This window comes from Kouleothrix sp. 19917 (assembly GCF_057073505.1).
Genome location: NZ_CP097099.1, coordinates 624,008 through 648,727 on the forward strand (window position 1 = coordinate 624,008; position 24,720 = coordinate 648,727).

The 24,720-nt window shown below is 65.6% G+C and carries 7 protein-coding genes; 4 read left to right on the top strand and 3 right to left on the bottom strand.

Annotation, left to right across the window (positions count from 1 at the left end):
- Nucleotides 1-71: 71 nt before the first annotated feature.
- Both M1P90_RS02575 and M1P90_RS02580 read right to left on the bottom strand, forming a co-directional pair.
- Nucleotides 72-1,061: a caspase family protein gene (locus M1P90_RS02575; RefSeq protein ID WP_483701093.1), complete on the bottom strand. Its 990-nt coding sequence runs from the start codon at nt 1,059-1,061 to the stop codon at nt 72-74.
- Nucleotides 1,062-1,103: 42 nt separating this feature from the next.
- Nucleotides 1,104-5,855 (bottom strand): nSTAND1 domain-containing NTPase, encoded by a 4,752-nt coding sequence (locus M1P90_RS02580; protein WP_483701094.1) that lies wholly within the window; start codon nt 5,853-5,855, stop codon nt 1,104-1,106.
- 364 nt (nt 5,856-6,219) lie between these two features.
- Here M1P90_RS02580 and M1P90_RS02585 point away from each other — a divergent pair, with 364 nt between their 5' ends.
- The 4 genes from M1P90_RS02585 (at nt 6,220) to M1P90_RS02600 (ending at nt 20,450) form a co-directional block, all read left to right on the top strand.
- Nucleotides 6,220-10,269, top strand: coding sequence for a hypothetical protein (locus M1P90_RS02585; RefSeq protein ID WP_483701095.1), 4,050 nt, complete (start codon nt 6,220-6,222; stop codon nt 10,267-10,269).
- 124 nt (nt 10,270-10,393) lie between these two features.
- The gene (locus M1P90_RS02590) at nt 10,394-12,658 is read left to right on the top strand and encodes a LamG domain-containing protein (RefSeq protein WP_483701096.1); all 2,265 of its coding nucleotides are present in this window, start codon (nt 10,394-10,396) and stop codon (nt 12,656-12,658) included.
- A gap of 2 nt (nt 12,659-12,660) precedes the next feature.
- Entirely contained in the window at nt 12,661-14,055 is a 1,395-nt protein-coding gene (locus M1P90_RS02595) for a ComEC/Rec2 family competence protein (protein WP_483701097.1), read from the top strand.
- An 89-nt stretch (nt 14,056-14,144) separates the two neighbouring features.
- Nucleotides 14,145-20,450, top strand: a complete 6,306-nt coding sequence (locus M1P90_RS02600) for a DUF6603 domain-containing protein (protein ID WP_483701098.1) — start codon at nt 14,145-14,147, stop codon at nt 20,448-20,450.
- Between the two features lie 45 nt (nt 20,451-20,495).
- Here M1P90_RS02600 and M1P90_RS02605 read toward each other — a convergent pair whose 3' ends face one another.
- On the bottom strand, nt 20,496-24,665 hold the full coding sequence (locus tag M1P90_RS02605) for a tetratricopeptide repeat protein (RefSeq protein ID WP_483701099.1): 4,170 nt from the start codon (nt 24,663-24,665) through the stop codon (nt 20,496-20,498).
- Nucleotides 24,666-24,720: the final 55 nt, after the last annotated feature.

Sequence of the window (24,720 nt, forward strand, 5' to 3'; positions counted from 1 at the left end):
AACTTGAAGTCTGGAAAGCGTTTCTGGTGGTGCGTGAAGCTATTGCGCACCACCAGAACTGTGAATCACGCCTACTTGCTGACCGCCCGCACGCCCATCGGGTCGCGCAGGAACAGCAGGTCGCGCCAGCCCGTGTCGCACTCAAGCTGTGGGATCTGCCGCTCGAAGCCGGGCGCGTTCAGCGCCGGGTCGGCACCAAGCCCGCTGGAGAGCTGATCGATCAGGGCGCTGTACGCAAGCTGTTCGCCAGCATTGTTGAGCGTTTTAGTGAGGTAGTAGGTCAGCGCGCCGTTGTACGAGCCACCCAGATGCGCGTCGGCGGCAGTCTGCCGATCCTGGCAGGCAGTGATCAGCACCATCGTCCCTGCCACATCGCGCTGCCCAAACAGTTCCTCGCGGGCCTGCTGCTCGAACTGCTTCATCATGGCATCGAAGCGCGACTGGTCGTTGGCCAGTGTGCCATCGCGCTGCCACAGCTCACGAATTCGGGTGGCGGCGATTTCCTTGATCTTCTTCTGGTTGTCGCGCTTGCGGGCGGCCACGTCCTGCGCGATCTTGGTGCGCTCGTCGTTGTCGGGGCCGAGCGAGCGGCTGATGATGCCGTTTTCCAGGTCGCGCTGGTTGGTGCCCGAGTGGCAGCAGTCCATCACCACGACCAGGTGCGTGTCGGCGCCAATGTTCGCGTACAGGTCGCGCAGCTCGTCGTCGATGAGAAAGCTGCTGTAGTTGTCCCACGAGTAGTCGTAGGGCGCGAGCGCTTCATCGGTGCCATCTTCTTCGTCGCCGCTGGTGTCGGGCACCTGCACGCCATGCCCCGAGAAGTGGAACAGGCGCACCGGTTTTTCTTCGCCGGCGTCGCGCTGGCTGAGCCATGCCAGCCCATCCACAATCGCCTGCTTGGTAGCAGCGCTGTCGGTCAGTTCGCGCACGTCGGCTGCGGCCACGCCATAGGTTTCGGTCAGCAGGCTGTGCATGCTCTTAACATCGTTCACGCAGCCTTTCAGCTCGGCTTTGGGGTTCGGGTACTTGTTGATGCCAACAAGAAGCGCTTTCACTGCCATTGCTGTGTCCTTTCTGTATGGCCGGCGGGCGGCCACGCTGCATTATTGCCCAAGCGCGAGCGGGCAGGAATAGGTTGTGTAATCGAACTCGGGGGTGTTGTTTGCAATGTCGTTGATCAGTGGCTCAAGCACGGCTGGGTTAATCTGGCTGTTGACGCGGCAGGCCACCTGGCTGAGCAGCGTTTCGCGATCAAGCGGGTAGGTGCGTATCGCGCCATCGTACGAGCTGGTGATGATTGAAGCAGCCGCGTTGTTCTCGCCGCCGGGCACAAACACCGCGCCAGTCACGGTGTCGGATGCGCCGCGCAGTATCATGGTTTCGCTGCCTTGCAGGTTCCACATGCGGGCACTTTTGTCGTCGGAGGCTGTCAGCACGCTCTGGCCGTCGGGGCTGAAACGCACGACACGTACTGGCAGGGTGTGGCCACGAAGGTAGATCGGTGTTTCGGGCGCGTCCAGGTTCCAGAGCTGCACGGTATTGCCTTCGTTGCTAACCGCCAGCCATTTTCCATCCGGACTAAACACGGCTTCTATGGGCAGCGAGTCTTGCGGAAGCGAGTGCAGTTCATGCCCGGCCAGATCCCACAAGCGCACGGTGTTATCGTAGCTGAGGGTGGCGATCTGCTGGCTGTTCGGGCTGAAAATGGCGCGCTGAACCGCGCCGCTATGCCCTTGCAGCGTGGCGATCAACTTGCCGCTGCGATCCCACACTCGCGCGGTATGGTCGTCGGACGCGGTGACGATGTGCTGGCCGTCGGGGCTGAATTCGGCGTCGTTCACCCAGAAGTCGTGCCCGACCAGGCTGGCAAGCAGCTTGCCGTCGCGATCCCAGATGCGCGCTTCGTAGCCTTCAGCCGTCACAATCGCCTGCCCGTCGGGGCTGAAGTGCGCATTGCGCATAGTCTCGTCGCTGCCCACAAGTGTGGCGAGCCTGGTTCCATTGCGGTCGAGTAGCTCGGGGCCGTCGTCGGTGACGACCAGCACGCGCTCGCCATCACGGCTTGTCTCTGCCGACAGGATTGACGCATCCAGCGAGAAGCGTGCGTTCTGGCCGTCGCTCAGCGACCAGAGCGTGGCGATGTTATCGCTGGCAGTGAGTAGTTCTTTGCCGTCGGAAGCGAGCACCATGCTGTCAATGGCGGCTTCTTCGGTTCGTACCAGGCCGGGGATGTGCGGATGTGCCTGCCACAGCTGGGCGCTGCCATCCGTCAGCACACTGAACACATACTTGCCATCGGGGCTGCACCAGGCTTCGTCGACAGGAGCAGTGTGGCGGAACACAAGCTGCTGGTAGCCGTCGAGCGACCACAGGCGCGCGGTATCGTCGGTTGATGCCGTGATGATTGTCGAACCATCCTTGCTGAAATGAGCATTCAGAACCGCGTCGGTATGATCGTTCAGGCTGGCAAGCGGCTTGCCATCGAGCGACCAGATGCGCGCAGTACGATCGGCCGATGCGCTGAGCAGCCTGCTGCCGTCTGGGTTGAATTCCAGGCTATTGATCCAGCTGAAATGCCCTGCCAGAACGGTTGGCTCTTTCTCGGGCTGCGCCGTATCCCAGATTTCGATCCTGCCATTGTCGTAGCCGACGGCGAGCAGCTTGCCATCGGGGCTAAAAGCGGCATTTTCTGCGGTAAGATCGGCGTCTTCTTCTACCCCAAGCTGCACTGGTTCGGCGTCTGCACTCCACAGCCAGGCCGGCCCGTCAGTCATCAGCAAAACTGCCTGCGCCTGCGTGGGGCTGCCGATCATATTGTCGATCGGGGGCATGTCCGAGTCGACGGCTCCGCCAAGCGGCTTTTCTTCGCCCTGCGGCTGGCCGTCGAGCGACCATCGCTGCATCAGATTGCCGAGATCGGCGCTCAGGACGCTTTGATTGCCTGCCAGCACAATTGCGGTGTTGATTTCGTGCCCGGCGGCGAAATGCGCCAGCTCCTTGCCACTCAGGTCGCGCAGGTGCGCCGTGTTGTCGTTTTCCACCGTGAGAATGCTGTTGCCGTCGGGGCTGAAGCGCGCGCTATCGACCTGGTTGGCCAGCGTCGTGATGGTGCGCGTATCGAGCGACCACAGGCGGGCCGTAGAAGCGCCCCGCAGAAGAACGACGTTTGTCGACGGGCTGAACACGGCTTCTTCAACATCCAGCGTGCTGCTGATTGGCGCAACGACATCGGGCCGCGACAGCAGGTTGCGCAGGTTTTGCTGCGCCTCAAGCTGCAGCGTTTCGCTGACGCCCGAGCTTGCGCCACGCACCACGGCCTCGGCGGCCAGCAGGAAGGGCGCATCGGCGGCCGCGCCCGAAGGTGGGTTGTTTGAGGCAAACATGAGCCGCTGGACGCGCGAGCTTTGTTCGAGCTGGTTTGAATAAATAATCAGCGCGACCGCAGCCACCAGCAGCACGCTCAGCACGGCGATGGTGCTGAGCAGGCTGATGCGCCGCCAGCGTTTGCGCCGCGCCTGCTCGCCCTGGCTCTTGTCGATGAAGTCGCGCTCAAGCTGGTTCATCCAGCTATTGCTGGCGCGCCGCGTCACGCTGGCCCGCTCGAAGTCGGAATTGTCTTCCAGCCAGAGCTGCCCGGTAGCGCGCAGGCGGGCGTAGCGGCTTTTGGCGGCGTCGGCCTGCGATTTCCATTGCGCAGCCGAAGGGAACAGGCGGCGCTGAAGGGCGAGGTCGTCGTGCGCGCTGCGCAGCCAGCCCGTCATGTGATCCCATTTTTGCACCAGCGCGACATGCGCCGGCACCACATACGCGCCTTTTGAGTCGCCGCCGCCAACCACCAGCCGCTCGCTGATCAGCCGTTCGAGCAGGGCGCGCATGGCTTCGTAGACATCGCCCGCATAATCCAGCTCTTTGTCGTTGGAAAAATATGTTTTCGGCGAAGGCTGGTACGAGTAGTACACCTGGCGCAGCGTGGGCGGGTCGGTGTCGATATTCACCATGCGCAGCAGCAGCTGCTCGGCGCGCTGGCTCCCAATCTGGTCGTCCACTGCTGTGCGCAACTGATTGTAAATCGTGTTGGCGTGTTCCAGCAGCGCGCGCTCGGTGCCATTGAGCGGGCTGCTCATGTCGTCGTAGTCTTTGGTGATGATCGTGCGGTCGATCGGCGCGCGCTTGATGTAGTTGAGGTAGGTGGCGCTGAGCACCAGCGACAGCACCGGCAGCGCGCCCGGGTTGCCCGCGACGCTGTTGGCGATCTGGTTCACCAGCGTATCGTTCTCGAAAAACAGCACGCGCTCGCTGGCCGGGCCGACGATCATTTCCTGCAGTCGGTCGGTGCTGACTGTGCCGCTGATCGGGACGATATTTTCGGGCTTCCAGTGCGCCGTGAGCGGGCTGTTATTCGTCAGGTGCACCTTGCTGAAGAGGTCGAGCGCGTCGGAGCGAATGATGCCAACAATGCGCAGAATGTCGCTGTGCTTGCTCAGCGCGTCGGCAAGATCAGTTGCTGCGTCGCCGGCCTGGCTGCCCGGCTGGTTGCTGGCGCACAGTGCTTCGAGCTGATCGAGCACCAGCACAAGCTGCTGGCCAGCGTTGGCGCTGGCCCACGCGTCGATCCGCGCGCTGAGCGGGCCACGGTCGCCGTTCCAGCGCGCGGCCACGCGGTTCAGCAAACCATCGGGCGCGACCTCGGGCAGATCGAGCGCGGCGATCTGGTCGCATGGATTCTCGCCCAGCGTAATCGGCGCAAGAAGAGTGCGCGGCGTCTCGGTGTCGGCGCGCAGCTGCGGCAGCAGGCCGGCCTGCACCAGCGAGGTTTTGCCGCTGCCAGAAGGCCCGCTCACAATCGTCAGTGGCGCGCTTTGCAGCCTAAACATCAGAAGATTCGTTTCGTAACGCCGCCCAAAGAACAGCGTGTGCTCTTGTTCTGTAAAAGCGCGCAGGCCGGGGTAGGGGTTATTTTCGGGCGTGAGCTGCGGGTTATGCGGCAGATCGTAAGGGCTGTGGCCCGGCGCAAGAAAGACATATTCGCCTTTGTCCTGCTTGGCTAGCGGCCAGATCTGCGGCGTTTGCCGGCGGTTGCTGCCTATGCTCGACGTTTCGATCTGGTCGCGCAGGTAGGAATACAGGTCGGTAGCGGTGATTACGCCATCGTCGCGCACCAGGCCGGCGAACTTGCCTTCGAGCGCGGTGAACAGCGCTTCGGCAAAGGGCGAGTGCTCGGGGTTGCCCGCCAGCTCGTCGAAGGGCGCGTCGCTGGAGGTTTGGTCGGCGGCGCTGGAGGTGAGCACCTGCCAGGCCGGGTCTTTGATAAAGCGGGTGTAGCGCTCGAAATAGAGCTTTTTGGGCATTACCATCAGGTCGCGCTGCTTGGCCTGCCCCATATTCGCGCCGCGCACCGAGCCGGCAAAACAGCAGTCGAGAATGAACAGGAAATGCCGGCAGGGGAGCTGGTCGAGCGTGGCGATGACCTCGCTGTAGGGCAGCCAGCCCGCAGTGTGCCTGCGGTCGGCGTCCTGCGGAATGAGGTTGAGCGCCTCGTCGCCATCCTGCGTCTGGTCGGTCTGGCCGTGGCCAGCGTAGTATACCAGCAGGCGATCGTCCGGGCCTACCTTGCCGGGCAGCTGCGCGAGCGCCTGCTGTATTCCGGCTTTGGTGGCCTGCGCGTCGGTGAGCAGCGTGACGTTGTAGTAGTGCCTGGTTGCAAGAATATCGGCCAGGCGGCCCGCGTCGGCGGCAGCCGAGTGCAGGGGCGCGATGTCGTTAGTGTACGCGCCGATGCCAATCACAAGCGCGTAGCTGTGCGCGAATTCGCCTTCGACTTTCGGAAGGGTCGCGGTTTCAAAGCCATTGCTCATACGGCAAGTGCTCCTCGAACGCCAGAACTGTGCTGGTTCTATTACTGGGTTTATCAGGCCGGTTACCGCGGTGGATGCCACGCAGTGTAGCACGATTTGCGGCAGCTGTATATCAGGAATAGTACGTATTTAGTAGCAACAAGACAGCGGGCGAACAGCGCGGGTGTGGCTGCCCGCTCGCACGCGCGCCTTTCGTGGTTGCAATGCTGCGGAACGATGATCTGCCAGGCTGCGGCTGCGCGCAGGGCACTTATACGTAATTTATCGTATTGATCAGTGTCGTAGCGCCTGCTATGATCGGCGCAGACACCCCCCTCACAAACGTACACCGGGCAATCGCTGGAAGATGGAGTGTGGCGGCGCTTTGCAGCGCCGACGCGGGCAGGTGATGATGAGCCCTTACCTTGTCGTGCCCATGCGCCTGGATGCGCTGGTGCTCGACCACGATCAGATGGTGGCGGCGGCCTCGGCCGATTACGCGCGACTTCCCTACACCGATGGTGCCCAGGACTCGGGCGCTGATGTTGCCAATATCAGCGAAGAAATTCTCAGCCAGCCATTTCAGAACCAGGATCTGCTGCTGCGCCAGGGCGTGCACCTGCACTGGGCATTGCCCGATGCGCTGACGCGTGCGCGCGGCGACGACGGCCCGGCGGTGTTTCCAAGCGTGCCGAACCGCTGGCTGGTGCTGCGCAGCGGCGACGCCCCGGCCAAAGCCTGGATCGTGGAAAGCGACTACCTCTACCCCGATGGCGAGGGCGCCGCGCAGGGTGGCGTGAGCGTGCCATTCACCCCGAACCCGGCGGCAGGGCGGCACCGGCCATTTCGCTACCTGGGCCGCAGCATGCCGCTTGAACTCTGGCCGGGCGAGCTTGTGCCAGCCGAGCGGGTTGGCCGCGTGACGGCGGTGGGTTTCGAGCAGGCCGACGGCAGCGGCTATGGCGAGCCAACCTTTGCAGCGTTTTACCCGAATTGCCGCAGTGTGTTCGGCTTCTACGACGCCGACTTTGCCAGCGCGCCGCCGCCAGCCAGCCTGCAGTACGACGTGATTGGCTGGTATAGCCGCGCCGATCAGGATTACCTGGCGGGGTTTCGGGCGCGTGTGCTGCGGCAGGCCCAGCCTGGCGCGCCGCCGCCCAGCGCCGCCGAGCTGCGCAAGGCGCTCGAGCAGGATTCGCACTGGCTGCTGGAAGCGGGCGACCTGCCCGACCGCATGCTTTGCCACGCGCGCCTGATTTGCCGGCGCGACGCCGCGCCGCCAGCCCCCAGCACCACGCCGCACACAAGCATCACCGTTGGCAACACGGCGGTCGAGGCGCTGTCGGCCTTTCTGGGCCAGCAGATCGATGCCAGCAACCGGGCTTTGATCGAAGATCAGCTGGAGGCGCTGCATCTGCTGCCCCGGCTGGAACATCGCCAGCTGGATGTTGGCGCGAAATTTCGCGAAGCGCGCCACGAGCGTGGCTTCCAGGCCATCCCCGGCGGCTCGCTGTGGACGGTGCGGCTGGAACATGCAGAGGGCGATGCCAATGCCGAACAGGCCCAGGCGCGCGAATCGCTGGATCTGCGCGACGAGCTGGCCGGCACCCTGCTGATTGCGCTGAACCAGACGCAGCGCGAGTACGACGCGGCACTGATCGAGATCGATACGCTGCGCGCCCAGCTTTTTTCCGACTGGTACAAATACATGCTCTGCGCCTACCCGCCCGAAGATACGCGCGACGCCTACCCCGACGTTGATGAAGCGCGCCACTATGTGCGCACCCGCAGCCTTGAGCCGCTGCGCCGCCTGGATACCGCAACCACTGGCACACAGGCCGACACGCTCGAACGGCATATCACGGCGGCGCTGGCGCAGCTGCACGCCCGCCTGGCCGTGCTGAATCAGGGCGAGGCCATGCAGAAGGCGAAATCGAGCTATGTGGTGAAGCGCATCGCCGCGCCGCGCTACTGGCAGCCGCGCGACCCGGTGGTGCTGATCAGTGGCCCCGATATCGAACCAACCGCGCGCCACGGTCAGGATGGAGACCTTATATGCAAACTTGCGCCGCTGGAAACGCCCGCCGCGCTGGTGGTGGCCGCCCGCAGCAACCCGGCCCAGCTCCTGGCTGGTTTCCAGCCCGCGCCGCATCCCAATGGCGTTGGCGTCAACGAATGGGCCGCGCCATGGCACCCATTTCTGCTCGAATGGGAAGCGCAGCTCTACCCCTTGCGCAACCTGGGCAATATTGCCCCGGCCACGCTTGATTATGCCGATACCTTTGTCACCGCCAACTACCGGCTGCCGCCCGACCAGCCCGACTTTGTGCTTCCCGGCGGGGCGGGCGCGCTGGCGCAGGTGGCAATGGTGTATCGCGGGGCGAGCATCCTGACGCAGCACGCCGACGATTTGCTGGAGGCGCGGCTGGCCGATTACCTGCGCAGTGAGCTGCTCGACGACTTCTACAAGGCACAGAATATTCCAGCTGATCAGCGCGATCTTGCGTTCCTGCCCGTCCAGATCGACGCGCTTCAGCAGTGGTACGCTGCTGGCCACGCCGCGCTGGCAACGCCAGAAGGGCGCGCCCGCGACCCGCTGTTTACGGCAATGCGTGCGTATCGCGCGCTGCAGAGCGACACGACGCTTGCGCAGGCGCTTGGCGGTTTCCACCAGGCGCTGCTGCAACACCGCCAGGTGCGCCAGCTTGGCGTGGCCGACCCGCTGGGCTTTGGCGAGGCGCGCGCATTCAGCGATGAAGTGGGCAAGGCGGTGGGCTTGTTTACGCGCAGCGCGCCCGACCCGCTCAGCGACTTCAGCCCGATCCGCTCGGGCGCGCTCAAGCTGCTGCGCCTGCGCCTGATCGACACCTTTGGGCAGCTGCGCGACCTGCCGCTCGACCGGGTGAGCGCGGCGGAAAGCCTGCTGTTCGCTGGCTCGCCCGACCTGATCGCAATGCCGCCCCGGCTGGTGCAGCCCGCCCGCCTCGACCTGCGCTGGCTCGCTGCCGCCCACCCGAATCAGGAAATGGTCGATCACCCCGACGCCGCGCCCATCTGTGGCTGGCTGGTGCCCAATTTCCTCGACAACCAGCTGCTGGTGTACGACCCGGCCGGCCACGCGCTGGGCGCGCTTGATGCTCAGGGCGCATGGCTGCCGGCCCCTGGCGCGCCCGCCGCCGACCTGGCCAGCCTGAACCTGCCGCACCTGACGCGCATGGTCACGTTTCTGAGAGGCCAGGATTCTGGCCTGATGTCGAGCATGCTCGACGCAATTGAACAGGCGCTGGAGGTCATCGAGCCTGAAACCAGCCAGCAGCACCCCGAGCTGACGCTGCTGATGGGCCGGCCCCTGGCGCTGGTGCGCGCCGCGCTCGATCTGCAGCTGCGCGGCACACCGGCGGTGAACCAGGGCTGGGCCAGCTTCCAGCAGGATCTGACGCGCAACAATCGCGATCACGATAACTTCCCGCGCGTGCGCTTTCCCGTCTACCTGGGCGATGTCGGCCAGCTCAACGATGGCCTGGTTGGCTACTGGGTCGAAGACCAGCGCGGCGATTATGCCGACGGGCTGTTTTATGCCCCGCAATCGTACCAGGGCGGCAGCGCGCAGATCGTTGTGGCGAACGACCCGCGCGCCCGGCTGCTGTGTGGTGTGGAAGACCCGCCCGTGACGCTGTGCATGCTGCTCGATCCGCGTGGCGTTGTGCACGCCCGCTCAGGCATTCAGCCCGTGAAGGCGATTGGCCTGCTGCCCGAGCAGTACGTCGACGCGCTGCGCGCCATCGAGGTGACGTTTCTGGCCGCGCCCATCCTCACCGGCACGCGCACCATCGATCTGCCGCTGCCGAGCGAGCTTGGCTACGCCTGGTCGTGGCTTGAACACGACGGCGAGCAGTGGACCGAGCTGTTTTCGGCGCCCACGCTCGCCCGCGATGATTTTCGGCAGGCGCTGGCCGGGCGGCTCTGGGATGCCCTGCTCGACTCACACGTCGGCTGGCTGGCCCCGGCGGCTGGCGATACTGCGCTGGTGCGCGCCGCCGACGTGCCGGGGCGGGCTGCCACGCTGGCCGCGCCATTTGCGGGCTGGCAGGCGGCGGCGCAAACGCTGCTGGCCGAGTTCGGCGCAGGGCCGGTGCTACGCGCGCGCTTTATTGGGCGCGCCGCCGAAGCCCTGGGCGAGCCTGCCTGGGCCAGCCTGCACCGCGACGACGTGGGCTGGCTTGCGCCGCTGCCGGGCCGCCCCGAGCAAGCCCTGATTGTGCCACAGGACCAGCGCAAGCAGGCGGTGCTGGCGGGCAGCCTGGCCGGGGCCGAGCCACTGCTTGAGCAGATCTTCGACCTGCACCGCCAGCAGATCGGCACGCCCAGCACGCGCGCGACCTTCGCCGGCCCGCCCGAGCTGCGCGAAGGCTGGGTCAAGCTGCGCGCCGGCTAGGCATCCTGGCCCTGCTGCCTGCCGCAGCGAGCAATTCACGAACGATAGCGCGCCCACCCCTGATGCAATCAACCGGGTGCTCCGAGCGCCCGGCCGATTTCCTGAATAACGGAGGAACTCAGCAATGAGCATTGTCGAGAGCCATCTGGTGCTGCACCTGCCACTCGACGAAGTGACGAACGCAATGGCGGTTGATCGCTCGGTTCACAATCGGCACGGCCGCATTGCCGGCAACCCGCAGCTGGTCGCCGATAGCACGTTTGGCAGCTGTATGCGCTTTGATGGGCAGGATGACGCGATCACGGTGGCAAATGCCGACCTGCGCGCGCCAGCCGAGCCCGATTCGCCCGCGCCCGACCCGCGCAACCCCGCGCATACGGTCGCTGGCTGGGTGCGCGCCGAGCGCTACCCAAGCGGGCGGGCCTGGCTGCTCAGGCAGGGGCAGAACAGCCCGGGCGCGCACCACTGGCTGCTGATGCCCAGCGGCGAGCTGGCGATTGGCGTGTGGAGCGGCGTGCAGTTTGCGCCAGCGCTGCCGCTTGCTGCCTGGACACACATCGCCACCACCTACGATGGCGCGCAGCTGCGCTGCTACCTGAATGGCACGCAGGTGGGCGAGCCCAAAAATGCGCGGTTTGATTTTGCGAATTTCGATCTGGCGCTGGCAATGCCAGGCATGGCCGAGCTGTATTTCGCGGGCAGCATGGCCGGTGTGCGGCTGTATAGCAAGGCGCTCGACGCCGACGACATCCGCCAGATCATCGAGGACGACCGCAGCGCGCGCGCGGCTTTTCGCGCCAGCCACCCGATTGAGTTTAGCCTGCACGATGACGACGCCCAGCCCGTGCTGGCGATTTTCGACACGCCCGACGGGCACAGCGCCCAGCTCGAGATCGCCAACCGCTCGGGGCAGCCCCTGCTGCTCGACACGCTGACGGGCGACGCCAGCAAGAGCAACCACCACTTCGAGCTGCGCTTTCGGCCGGGCGTGCTGGCGAGCGGCGGCGGCGCAATTGCCGTTGACGAAGACGGGTGGAAGGTTGGGCGACTGCAGCAGGCCGATGGCAGCAGCTCGCTCTACCTGCTGGCAACGCAGGCCGTCACGCTCGACCCTGGCGGCGCGCTGCGGCTGACTTTACAGAATATTGCTGCCGATGGCCGGCGCGGCGCGCGCGGCAGCCGGGTTGAGCTGCACTATGGCCGGCTGACCTATGGCGGCACTGCGCTGAAAGTCAGCGGCTACCGCACCCAGCACATCAATATCATCAACCAGCGCGGCCTGCAATACCTCCCGCTCCATGTGGGCTTTGTTGGCACAAGCACCGTCGTCAACAACGGGCAGGACCAAACCCTGCGCCTGCGGATCGTGAACGCCGCGCCCCAGCCCATTCAGCTTGTGCCAGGCTCGGCCGACCCGCAGGCCTACTCGCGCTTTATTCTCTCCTTCGACGCGCCCGACGACGCCGACCCGCAGGGCGACTGGGCGCTGGCGACTGCCAGCCAGCTGCGCCGAATCAAGCCCGCCGCCAGTGGCTGGAGCGTGATCGAGCCCACGGCCAGCGCCAAATCGCTGGAGTGGGAAATCCGGCCGCCCACGCAGACCGCGCTGGCAGCCGGCCAGGAAGTTGTGGTGAGCCTGGGGCCGATCGCTACCACGCTGGCAGCCGGCCACACCAACCTCTACCTGCGCTACCAGAACATTCCCGGCTACTGGGACGGCCAGTTCGCCTGCGTGATCGAGAAATCGCCGCTGTTCTACGACAAGCAGAATAATGTGGGCGTTGGCACTTCGACGCCCCAGGCCAAGCTACAGGTGATCAACACCAACCAGGATCCCAATGGCAACACCCTGATTCTGGGGCCAACCAATGCTACGAACCTGCGCATGGGCTACGACCAGAACTACAGCTGGATACAATCGCATGGCAGCAAGCCACTGGCGATCAATGCGATTGGCAATAATGTCGGCATTGGCATCAACATCCCCGATGCCAAACTGCATGTGGCCGGCGGCCCGGCGCTGTTCAGCGGTGGCCTGAAGGTGGCCGGCGGGCAGCCGGTGTCGGGCATCCCGATCATTGAATTTCGTGAGCAGCAGCTGCGTTTCGAGAACCACACCGGCTCCGAACGCATCCTCACCTACACCTTCACCTTCTCGCGCCCGGTGCTGGCCGCCCAGCCCATGCTGAAAACATGGTTTCTGCGCTACAACCGCGGCCGCGAATATGTGCAAACTGCTGGTGTGGGCTGCTACAAAACCGAGATCAGCGGCAACGTGGTGACGGTGTATACCACCTTTTACCTGAAAGACAACACAGGTTACTACGACGACCCCTACGAAGGCGAGGCCGTGGTGGTGGTGATCGCCAGCTTGAGCCAGGCGGTGTAAGCATGGATATTGATGTGCCGGCGCCAGCAGCCGAAGGCTGGAAACGTGGCTTGCTGCAGATTTTGTTTGTGTCGATGGGCCAGGGCGATTGCTGCGTGATCACATGCCCGGATGGTAGGCATGTCATGATCGACTGCGGCTCGAAGGTCGATGAAAAGGATAGCTCGTGGGACCATGTTGCCGGCCCCGAGCTGCTGCGCTCCCCATATGTGTTTGAAGCCGCAGGCGCGGAACGGGACCTTGAAGCCCTGATCCTGACACATCCCGACATCGATCATATCAGCAAGGTCAGCGAGCTGCTGGGCGCTGAGACTGCCAGCTATACCTATGCGCCCGCAGACGATGACCCGGGATCAAAACCCAAAGGAAAGCTGACTGGATCGAAGCGCCCAAAAAACGAAGGTTTCCGCATGGTCAAGGCTAAAAAGGTCTATTTCAGCCATACACAGCGCACCACAGACGACTTTTTCAACAGCCCGCTCCTGATCTATCCGACCAACGATTGCAGCGGCACAATCTACAATCTTCTGCATGTCGAGCAGCTGTGCTGTGTGAGCATCAATGCGACAGAAACGAAGCTGGATACCTGGACCAAATCCACAACTGAGCCAATCACCGCAACGCGCAAGCCGTTTTCTCGGGCCGATCATGCCACGAAAAATATCGACCGTAATGGCGTGGTGGTGTGCAGCGGCAAGTATAAAGAAAAAGACTGGTCGATCAAGATCATCGCGGGCAATGTTGCGAAAAGCCTGATCGACCGAGATCCTTCGGATGGTGATGGGCGGAACGCGGGCAGCCTGGTGACCCTGATCACCTATGGTGCGGACAAGATCCTGATCTGCGGCGATATGACGGTAAGCACCGAGAGCTACCTGCTTTCCGGCATCTGCCTGGTCAAGAATGATCTGCAGAATTTATCCCTGATCCAGCTGCCGCACCATGGCAGCAGTCTCACGTCCTTCGGACAGGGGTTTGCCGACTGGGTGAAAGCCAAGCGCGCCGTAGTGAGCGTGCAGCTCTACGAGCATGCGCACCACCTGCCCGGCGGCGCTGTGATCGATCGGGCGCTTGCGCACGCGCAAGACTATGATTCTCATTTTATTCACTACTGGCGCTCTATATCAGATGACCGCTTTGTAGAACTCAAGAACGAATGGGAAGATGTGACCAAAGGGGTGAAATATACGCCACTGCCCCTTCCCCAGCCGAACGCCAGGCGCTATCTACGCACAAACGCGCCTGCCGATGCCGAGACTGTCATTATTCTCGATGGTTTGAACACACCATCATCGAGCAAAAAATATGCGCTGTATCAGAAGCCGATTGCCAAGGAAGTGCGCTCGACTGCGCAGGAAGGCCATATCTGGTACTACTTCGACGGGTCGGGCACGTAAGATCCTGCAGGCGGCTTGCCCGTGAACGCGCTGCCCAGCCGGTTTTGAGCGTCTGAAAGGGCAGCGAGATACACAGATGTGAGGATGTGATGGACCAGGCAGAGCTAACCCAGCTTGTGCGTGACCATATCAGCGGCACCACCTTTGCGCTGCCGGCGGCGCTGCTGCGCTCGGCACAGGTCGATGCGCTGGCGGGCGATTTCTTCCCAAATTCTGCGCTGACGCTGCACGGCGCTGCCGAGCGCGCAACCACCGACGCGAATACCGTGATCCGCATTCACGGCACCGGCACATTTGCGCCGCTGCGCGATCTGTCCGTTGATCTGGATTTTTGGCTGATCAATGGGCAGGCTGCGCTGCGCATGGTGGCGACGGCCGGGGCGGGCTGGGGCCTGGGCAGCGGTCTGCCGCCCTTTCAGCACACCCTGGTTGGCGATCTGGTGTTCAGTGGCGCGCCGCAGATCACGCTGCGCTCGCACCCGGAAGGCAGCTCCACGCCGGGCGCGCACTTTGAAGGCGTGCTCGACCTGGCGAAGATGAGCGGCGGGCTCTCGGCGCTGGCCGGGCAGAACCAGCTGCCGCTGGCTGGCGAGATCGTGATCACCGAAAACGGCTCCTTGCTCTACTATGTCGATCTCCAGTCGCCGCCCATGCCGCCAGTTGATTTGTGGGTTGGCACAGTGGAGGATCTGACCTTTACGGTAGGCAACGAGCTGGCCCGCGACACGCGGCGCAACACCTACTCGGCGCGGCCGTATATGCTCGTGGCGGCGCGGCTGCCGTTTACCGCGCAGGGTGTGAAGCGCGCAATCTCGCTCGAAACGCAGATCAGCGCGCTGGGCGATAGCTTCCGCCTGCGCGCCGATGTGTCGGATGTGGGCAAGGCCGCGCTCGACGAGCTGGGCGCGCTGACCAACCAGGTCAGTCTGGCCAGCATGCCGCTGCCCGGCGGGGTGACGCTTGAGCAGCTGATCGAGCTTGACGAATTCTACCTCGACATCGATCTGCAATACGCTAAAAAAGTCACCCTGATCGGCCTGGGTGTGAAAAGCACGCACCAGTGGGAGCTGCTGCAGATCGCGCGCACCGGCAGGAAAGTGACCATTGGCGAGCTGCGCGCCCGCATGCTGCTGTACGACCCTTTCGATGCGCAGGGGCGCCAGGGCGTGATGCAGATTAGCGGCGAGCTGGCGATTGGCGCGGGCGTGGTGCATCTGGCGGCGCAGGCCCCCGGCTGGCTGCTCCAGGGCGCGCTGAAGCCTGGCACCAGCATTCAGCTGGCCGATCTGCTGGGGATGTTCTTTGACACCAGCGCAGATGTGCCGCCGATGACGATCGATGAGCTTGAGATCACGCTTTCACCGCAGCACTACCAGCTTGCGCTGGAGCTGGACGGGCACTGGCCGCTGCCAGTCAGCGGGCTCGATCTGGTGATCGAAAGCGTGGCCTGCAATCTTGCCTACCGGGCGGGCAGCGACCCAAACTTTGCTGTGTACGGAATCTTCGCGGTTGGTGGCGTGGACGTGATGCTGGGCGCCAGCTATCCTGGCGGTGGCGCCGGCTGGCAATTCTCTGGCCGAACCGGCCCGGGCCAGGCCATCCCGATTGGGGAGCTGCTGGCCGACCTGGCGCACATGTTTGGCGCGAATACGCCACCCGCCACGCTGGCGGGCCTGGTGATCAGCGACCTGTCGGTGTCGTTTGATACCAAGCTGCGCCACTTCACGTTTGGCTGCCGTGCGCAGTTCCCAATCGGCAGCCATGCGGGCGATGCAGTTGGCGTGGAGGTGCTGATCGACGTGCAGCCCGATGGCGCGGGCTACCGCACGCTGTTTGGCGGCACCATGAACGTCGCTGTGGCCGAGCTGCCCGCGCCGCTCGTGTTCGACCTGCGGCTGGCTGCTGCGCCGGCCTCGACAACGTTTCTGGCGGCCTACAGCCACAGCGGCGGCGCGCAGCGGCTGAAGCTGGCGGCGCTGCTGCGCGCCGTGATCGCCGCCGAATCGCCCGAATTCTCACTGGTGGCGCTGGTCGGCGATATTGAGATCGACCTGAAGGATGTGCTGCTGGCCTACCGGCGCACGCAGGCCGCCAGCGGCAACGCGCCACAGCAGGGCAAGTTTCTGTTCGGCCTCGATCTCGGCGTGGATCTGAGCCTCTCGAACCTGCCGCTGATCGGCCAGCACTTCCCGCCCGAGGAGCGCTTCGGTGTCGAAACCCTGCGCGTGCTGCTGGCCTCGGCCGCGTTCACCGCCACCGAAGCTGGCGAGCTGAACGCGCTGCTGCCCCCTGGCATTGCGGCCCTGCCAGCCGACGACAGCCAGGGCGCGCTGGCGCGTGGCGCGCAGGTTTCGGCGGTGCTGCGGCTGGGCAGCCAGGGCCAGCGTACCCTCGCGATGCCGCTGGCTGGCAGCACCGCGCCCACGCCGCCTGCGCCACGCGATGCTGTGGTGGTAAGCTCAGACACCGCCAAATGGTTCGATCTGCAAAAATCGTTTGGCCCGGTTCACTTCGAGCGCGTCGGCGTGGAATATCGCGAGCAGGCCTTGCGCTTTCTGCTCGACGCGGCGCTGAGCATGGCCGGCCTGACACTTGCGCTCGACGGGCTGAGCTTTGGCTCGCCAATCGACCATTTCGCGCCAGTGTTCGATCTGCGCGGCCTGGGCATTTCCTACCGCAACGACCCGGTTGAGATCAGCGGCGCGCTGCTGCGCATTCCTGCCAGCGCCAACCAGCCCGACGACGAGTACGATGGTGCGGCGGTCATTCGCACCGCAAAATTCTCGCTGGCCGCGCTTGGTTCGTACACCACCATCGCCGGCCATCCCTCGCTGTTCATCTACGCCCTGCTCGACCAGCCAATTGGCGGGCCGGCCTTCTTCTTTGTTACCGGGCTGGCGGCTGGCTTTGGCTATAACCGCCGGGTGGTTGTGCCGCCCGTCGAGCAGGTTGGCAGCTTTCCGCTGGTGGCGGCTGCCCAGCGCCCCGCGCCAATCACGGGCGCGCAGAACCCGGCCGCGCTGCTTAAATCGACCCTGGCCAGCTTTCGCACCAGCCTGCCGCCAGCCGATAACGCGCTGTTCTTCGCGGCGGGCATTCGCTTCACCTCGTTCAAGGTGATCGACTCGTTTGCGCTGCTGATTGTGTCGCTCGATGATCGCTTTCGCATCGACCTGCTCGGGCTTTCGACCATGGTTTCGCCGCCCGACGTTGGCGCGGGCGTGACACCGCTGGCCGAGATGCAGCTTGCGCTCAAGGCCAGCTTTGTGCCCGACGAAGGTTTTCTGGGCGTGAGCGCCCAGCTTACCAGCGAGTCGTACCTGTTTTCGCGCGCCTGCCACCTGACCGGCGGCTTTGCGTTCTATGCCTGGTTTGCTGGCCCGCACAGCGGCGATTTCGCGCTGACACTGGGCGGCTACCACCCGGCCTTCCAGGCCCCCGCGCACTACCCGCGCGTGCCGCGCCTGGGCTTCAACTGGAACTACAGCGACGCGCTGACGATCAAGGGCGACGCCTACTTTGCGCTCACGCCTGCCGCGCTGATGGCGGGTGGCCACCTTGAGGTGAACTGGCACTCGGGCGATCTGCGGGCGTGGTTCAACGCCGGGGCCGATTTCCTGATCGGCTGGAAACCTTACCATTATGATGCGCGCGTGTTTGTCGATGTTGGCGCTGACTACACCTTCTGGTTTTTCGGTACCCACCACCTGAGCGTGCATGTTGGCGCGGATCTGCATATCTGGGGGCCGGAGTTTGCTGGCACTGCACACATCCAGCTGTCGATCATCTCGTTCGATGTGGCGTTTGGCGCGCGGTCGCGGCCAGAGGCGCAACTGATCGAATGGGCCGATTTCAAGCGCGCATTTCTGCCCGAGCAGGTGCTTGGCGTGGCCCTGCAGGCTGGCCTGATCCAGAAGCGCAGCGACGCCGCGCTGGATCTTGGGCTGATCGAGCCGCAGCAGCTGGTGCTGGCGACAAACACGCTGGTGCCGTTTACCGAGGCGCAGATCGGCGGCCAGCCAGTGCAACATCTGGCGACGCTCTACGCCACTGGCACCGACAAGCCCGCGCTGACGCCGCTGGCGCGCGGGGATGCCGGCTACGCGCCGAGCCAGCCCACCGGGGCGCGCGCCCAGCCGGTTGGCCTGCCTGCGGTTGGCGCGGTTGGGGTGCTGCCGCCAACCGTGATTGGCCCGCAGCCCGCCGACGCCCCCGAGCGCAACCCTGGCACGCGGCTGAAATCGAGCTACAGCGTCACAATCACGCGGGGAGGCAAGGCCGCCGAGCAGGAATTTGTGTTCACGCCGATCACCAAGCCTGTGCCAGCCGCGATGTGGGGCCAGCTCGACGCGCAGCTCAAGCCGCGCCTGGATGCTGAGGCGCTGGTGCAGCACACGCTGGCCGGCTTCGAGATTCGTCCGGCAGCGCCGGCACAGGGCGCGCATACTGCCCCGCTGCCGCTGGCGAAGCTGGGCCACCCGGCCGGCATTGCGGGCGCGCTTCAGTTCTTCCAGTACCATCTTCCGCCGCTTGGCGACGGCACCTACACAGTGACGATCAGCCAGCAGGTTGCCAGCACTGGCGACCCCGCCAACCTGCCCAGGCGCATCCCCGCCGACCGCTTCGATACCAGCACGCAGTTCACTGTGGCGGCGGCACGCCTGACCCTGGCACCCGGCGATGTCCAGTCGCTGTTCCCGCCCGAAGGCAGCCTGGGCGATCATGCAAACGTCCTGCCGCACGTGGTGCTGAGCGCCAGCGCGCTGCCCTGGATGCAGCCTGGCGCGCCCAGCCCCGCGCACGTGCCCTGGCTGGCGCTGCTGCTGTTCGACGAAACGGAAGCCCCGGCGGTGCGGGTGGCCTCGCTGGCGGCATTGCGCGACCCCAAGCAGCTGCCGGCCGAATTCCCGCTTGCGGCGTTTCCTTCCGGCAGCGTGCCAACTGCGCAGCTGGCTGGCGATAAGCTGGCCGTGATCGATGTGCCGCAAAAACGCCTGGCGGAGCTTCTGCCCGCGCCAGCCGAGCTGGCCTTGCTGGCCCATGTGCGCCAGCCACTCGACAGCGCGGGCCAGCCGGCCGGCGAACCAGTGGCCGTGGTGATTGCCAACCGCCTGCCGCACCTCAGCCGGCGCAGCACCGCGCACCTGGTTGTGGTGGCCGGGCTGTTCCCCAATGGCACGCTTGAGCCAGGCGCGCTGCCAGCGAGCGGCCTGGTGCGATTCGTGAGCCTGAAAAGCTGGAGCTTTGCCTGCACCAGCAGCGAGCAAAACCTGCAAGGGCTGCTGAATGGCCTGAACCGGCGGCGCGCTGTGCTGACGCCCGACACCACACTGCCGCGCATCATGGCGGGGGGCGAGCAGGGCAGCGGGCTGTACCACGGGCCATGTGTGGCCGCGCCCGCGCCACTGGCGCGTGCCCTGCCGGTGCATGCCGCCCGTGAGCTGGTGCTTCCCAGCGCCCGCGTGCCCGATCTCTCGTATGCAGCCGCGTGGGAGCTGGGGCGCATGCTGGCGCTGCAAAACCAAAGCGTGGCGCTGGGCCTTTACCACTGGAAACGCGCCCGCGCCCAGCTTCGCAAAAGCGCGAACACGCCCAGCTACCTGCCCTTCGCAAGCCCATCCCCGGAAGCGACGATCCTGCCACCAGCCGTGCTCAGCTGGTGCGCCGACCTGATGATGCTCAAGGGTCTGCCCTTCAACTACCTCGTGCCCAACGAAGCAATGCTGCCGCGCGAGGCGCTGCGCTTTTTCTCGATTGATCGCGGCTGGCTTGATTGCTTGCTCGACGGCGTGTTTAGTGTGGGGCGCGTGACGACGCTTGGCCAGCAGCTTGAGGCCGAGCTGCTTGCAGAATTTGGCGTGGCGGTGTGGGAATATGTCGCGGCGCTCCAGCAGGCCGCGCAAAAACGCCCTGACGTGGCTGCCATTGCCGATGGGGGCGGCGATACCACGGCACCGCTGGTGCTTAGCGGCGTGCTGCTGCGCTCGGATGCGGTGGCGGGCTGGCCGGGCCTGCTGGTGCAGGCGCATAGCGCCGCAGGCGAGCCACTGGCCGAAATGCGCCGCGAGCAGCTTTCGCCAAATGTGCTGCTGCTGGTATGTGCCGGCGAAGTCGCGGAGATCGGCATCTACCAGAAGCCCGAGTCGCTGCACTTTGGCTTTGATACGCCCGACCAGGAGCATACGGAGCTTCACAAGGAAAATCAGCGCGACGATGGCACCGATGCCACAGTGGCGCAGGTGCCGTGGGATGCAGGCACCGGCATCGTGCAGATTGGCGAGCTGGCCAGGCGCATGGCTGGCAAGGTGGGCGAGGCCGAACTTAATTCGGCGCAGTTTGCGCGCTGGATGATCGAGCAAACGCCGCACATCTCAATTGCGCGGCCGAGCGCGTAGCACTTGCCAGAAAGCGCGCACGTAGCGGGTGGCTTTGTTCGCCTGCTACGTGCGCGCTTTTTGCGCGTCTTCGGCAGTTTGCCATGCGCGCAGCAGGGCGCGGTGCGAGGGGACGGCCTGGAGAAAGGTTGCGCGCTCGGCATCATTGCCGATCTGGGCGGCGCGCGCTTCCAGCCGGCCATAGGCTTCGGCCAGAAATGCGGCGGCGCGTGGGGTGCCCGCAGCGAGCAGCGCTTCGTAGCATGCCAGCTCGACGCGAAATGGCTCGGCGGTGCCGCGCAAGGTGCCGCCAGCCATGTGCGCCAGAATCGGCTCGACGTGGAGAAGCGCCTGTTCTGGCTGCCCCTGCGCGAGCGCCAAACGCGCCAGGCCCGCGCGCGGCTCGGTGGCGAGGTGCGGCTGGTTGAGCTCGTCGCGGATGCCGAGCGCGGCGGCGTAGGCGTTTGCGGCTGCCTCGGTGTCGCCGCGCGCAGCCTGCGCATGCCCGATCACGGTCAGCGCGGCGGCTTGCTCGGGGCGTGCGCCCAGCTCGCGTGCCAGCTCCAGCGCGGCCCCGGCCTCGGCCAGCGCGCCCGCGTCGTCGCCCTGCTGGTGCAGCAGCAAGGCAAGCTGGCTGCCCATCGCGCTCACCGACCAGCGCTCGCCCAGGGCGCGCTTGAGCGCCAGCGATTGCCCGTAGTGCGTTTGCGCGCTGGCGAAATCGCCTTGCGTGTGGGCAGCCTGCGCCAGGCTGTTGAGCGCGCCACTTTCGCCACGCCGGTCGCCAACCTGCTGGTACAGCGCGCGCGCCTGTTCGAAGGCGACGCGGGCGGCAGCGAAAGCGCCCGCTACCAGCGCCACTTCGCCCAGGTTGTTGAGCATGCCGCCTTCGCCGCGCCGGTCGCCAATCGCGCGATATTGCTCCAGGGCGGCGGCAAAGGCTGCCTGCGCGGCGGCGTAATCACCCTGAAAATAGGCCACAATGCCGAGATTGTTGTGCGTATCGCCCTCGCCCTGGCGGTCGCTGTGCGCCTGGTAGGCCGCGAGCACCCTCGTGAACAGCGCCGTGGCGGCGGCATAGTCGCCCTGGTGCTGGGCGACCGCGCCGAGGCTGCGGGTGGCACTGGCTGCCAGCCGCGCGTCGTCGAGCGTGCGCGCCAGCGCGGCGGCGGCGTGCAGGTGGGTTTGCGCGGCAGTGTAATCGCTTTGCCAGAGCAGTGCGCGCCCAAGCGCCAGCTCAGCGGCGGCTTGCAGGGCGGGCAATTCTGCCGCGAGGCCAAGCGCAGATTGGGCGGCGGCGCTGGCGGCCGGGTAGTCGCCGGTTACGTCGGCGTAGTTGGCGCGGCGCAGCGCGACTTCGGCCTGTTCGGGCGCGCCAAGCCGGGCCGCCAGCGCGCCCAGCGTGTCGAGCGCCTCGGCCTGGGCGCTGCGCTCGCCTTGCAGGTCGAAAATCTGCTCGCAGGCGCGCATCAGCCGGTAGCGCTCGGCGGCGTCGTCGTTGGGCGCGAGTGCCAGCGCGCGCCCGAAATACGCCAGCGCATCGATATTTGCGTAGCGCGCGGCGGCGGCCTCGCCGGCCCGGCGCAAATACTCGCGGCGCTTGGGCAGGTTGGCACTATGGTCGTAGTGAAAGGCCAGCAGATCAAGATTCTGTCCGCCATCCATTCGCTCAAGAAAGCGCGCCAGCTGGCCGTGCAGGTTGGCGCGCGCGCGGCTGGTGAGGCTGTCGTAGGTCACTTCCTGCGTAATAATCTGTGTGAACAGGTAGGCCAGCTCGGGCTCGCCCTCGGCCAGCGCCGTTAGCTCAACCTGGCTTAGCTCTTCCAAACTTTGTTGCAGTGCAGCATTCTGGCCAAGCGCCGGCGCAGCGCCATTCAGCCAGCCCACGCTGAAGCGCCGCCCGATCACGCTGGCAACTTTCAGCAGCGCTTTCTGGTGCTCGCTGAGCTGGTCGACCCGGCTAAGCACCAGCGCCCGCAGGTTGAAGGGCAGATCGAGCGCGGCGACGGCGGCTTCGTTCCACGGGTCGATGCCGCGGCTGTGCAGGTAGGTGAGCAAGCCCTCAATGGCGAAAGGGTTGCCCTGCGCACGCGCAATGATCTGCTCGATCAGGCGCGGCGGCACGGTGCCGTGGTGGTCGGGCAGCAGCTGCGCCAGCTTGGCGCGCAGCACCTGCTCGGCGGCGGGCGCGGCGAGCGGCGCCAGCGGGATGCCGGTGAAGTTTTCCAGCGCTTCCACGCGCGGCTCTTGCAGGCGCTGCAAGCGTGGCGGGCGGTAGGCCAGCACAATCAGCACCGGCAGCTCGGCGCAGGCGCGGCCCACCTGCTCCAGAAGCTCGTGCGAGGCGGCGTCGATCCACTGAAGGTTGTCGAGCACCAGCAGCAGTCCGCTCCCCTCGTCGGCGGCTTCGCGCGCGGCGGCACCGAGGCATTCCAGCAGCAGCGCATGCAGCGCCGACTGGCGAAACTGTGGCGCGAGGCTCTGGGTGAAGGCGTTTTCGGGCAGGTCGAGCCCAAGCAGCGGGCCAAGCAGCGGCAGCGCCTCGGCGCGCTCGGGCGCGAGATCATCGACCAGCCGCTCCAGCGCACGGATCTGGCGGCGCGCTGGCAGCTCGGAATCGATCTCGAAAAATGCGCGCCAGATCGGCTCCCACACCAGGTAGGGCGTGTTGTCGCCATACGACTGGCCGGCGCCACCGAAGCCGCGCATGCCCTGCCGGCGGGCCAGGCGTGTGGCCTCGGCCATCAGGCGCGATTTACCCAGCCCGGCCTCGCCCGTAATGCCAATGATCTGGCCCTGCCCGGCGAGTGTGCGCTCCAGCAGGATTTCTACTGTGCGCAGCTCGGCCTCGCGCCCGATCATCGGCAGCGTGTAGGTGGGTTCTTGCAGGCGCACAGCTTGCGCGCGCGCCCCCGTCAGGCGAAACACCGGCAGCGGGTCATGCAGCCCTTTCAGGCGGATGGGCGGCAGCGGCTCGGTGAGGAAGGCATTGCCCAGGCCGGCGTGCGCGCGCCCGCTCAGCAGGATCTCGCCGGGCGCTGCGGCGCTCATCAGGCGGGCGGCGCGGTTGGTTTCGCCCCCCTGCGCGCCATAAGTGCGGCGCGTGGCCGCGCCATATGCGCCGGTGCGCAGCATGCCCTGGCTGATGCCAATCTGCGGCAGGGTAATGGCGGCCAGCTCGGCGGGCGGCGCGCACAGATCGAGCGCCGCCGCCGCTGCGCGCTGAGCATCGTCTTCGTGCGCTTGGGGCGCGCCAAACACCGCGTAGAAGTAGCTGCCTTTGTCGCCGATCGTGAGCTGAATAAGTGTGCCGTCGTAGCTGGCCAGCACCGATTGCACCCAGCGGATGTAGGCGTCGAGGCGGGCGCTGGCCTCGGGGTCGGCGTCGTAGTCGATCCCGCCAAAGCGCACAAACATGGCAACCACCGGCCGCAGCTCGGTGACGAATTCGCTCAGGCCGGCCTGCAGGCGCGCAAACACCGCTGGCAGCAAAAATGGGCGCGCGGCTTCGGGGTGGGTGTTGAGAAAAGCGAACTGTGCCAGCAGCGCGATATTTTCTTCGGCCAGTGGCACGGCAAGCTGGTTCTTTGCCTCGCCCGGCAGCACGGCAAAGCGCTCGCCGCCCGATTCGCGCCATTCGGGGTTGCCGAGCGTGCTGGCCAGCAGCGCGGCGCTGGCTTTGTCCAGCAGGATGTCGCCAGCGCGGGCGGCCTGGTCGGCCTGCGCCAGTCGCGTCACCAGCGCGCCGGCCAGCACGTCAATGCGCTGAATCGAGGGGTCGCCCACCAGAAAGCGGCGCGCCTGCCCGCTGCTCAGCCCGATCTTCACCGCAAGCTCGGCGCGCAGCCCGCCCGGCAGCGAGCGGCCAGCCAGCTGCTGCATGGCGCGCTGAAGCGCCAGCGCGCAGGTTGCTGCATCGCGCGCTGCCGCCTGGCGGCCGGCTGCGTCGGCGGTGGGCGCGCCAAACCAGCACGTCATCGCGTCGCCGCTAAAGCTGAGCACACTGCCGCCAACCCGGTCAACTTCTGCGATCAGCAGGTCGTAGACGCGGTTGAGCACCTGCGCCAGCACTTCGGCGCCCTGGCGCGGCCCAAGGGTCTGGGCCAGCGTTTCGGCCAGCGGCGTGAAGCCCGAAATGTCGGCCGAGAGCGCAGTGCCATCGGCAATGGCGGGGAGCGGCTCGCCACCCGCCAGCTCGGCGCGCCGGTCGGCGGGAATATAGGCAGCGTACAACATGGCGGACGGCTTTCTTCCTTGGAAGGCGATTTGTACAGCTGAGACGAAGGACGAA

Bases quoted from the DNA above. Each gene is read 5' to 3' on its own strand.
- M1P90_RS02605 (WP_483701099.1), bottom strand. From the start codon at position 24,665: ATGTTGTACGCTGCCTATATTCCCGCCGACCGGCGCGCCGAGCTGGCG.
- M1P90_RS02600 (WP_483701098.1), top strand. From the start codon at position 14,145: ATGGACCAGGCAGAGCTAACCCAGCTTGTGCGTGACCATATCAGCGGC.
- M1P90_RS02580 (WP_483701094.1), bottom strand. From the start codon at position 5,855: ATGAGCAATGGCTTTGAAACCGCGACCCTTCCGAAAGTCGAAGGCGAA.
- M1P90_RS02595 (WP_483701097.1), top strand. From the start codon at position 12,661: ATGGATATTGATGTGCCGGCGCCAGCAGCCGAAGGCTGGAAACGTGGC.
- M1P90_RS02575 (WP_483701093.1), bottom strand. From the start codon at position 1,061: ATGGCAGTGAAAGCGCTTCTTGTTGGCATCAACAAGTACCCGAACCCC.
- M1P90_RS02590 (WP_483701096.1), top strand. From the start codon at position 10,394: ATGAGCATTGTCGAGAGCCATCTGGTGCTGCACCTGCCACTCGACGAA.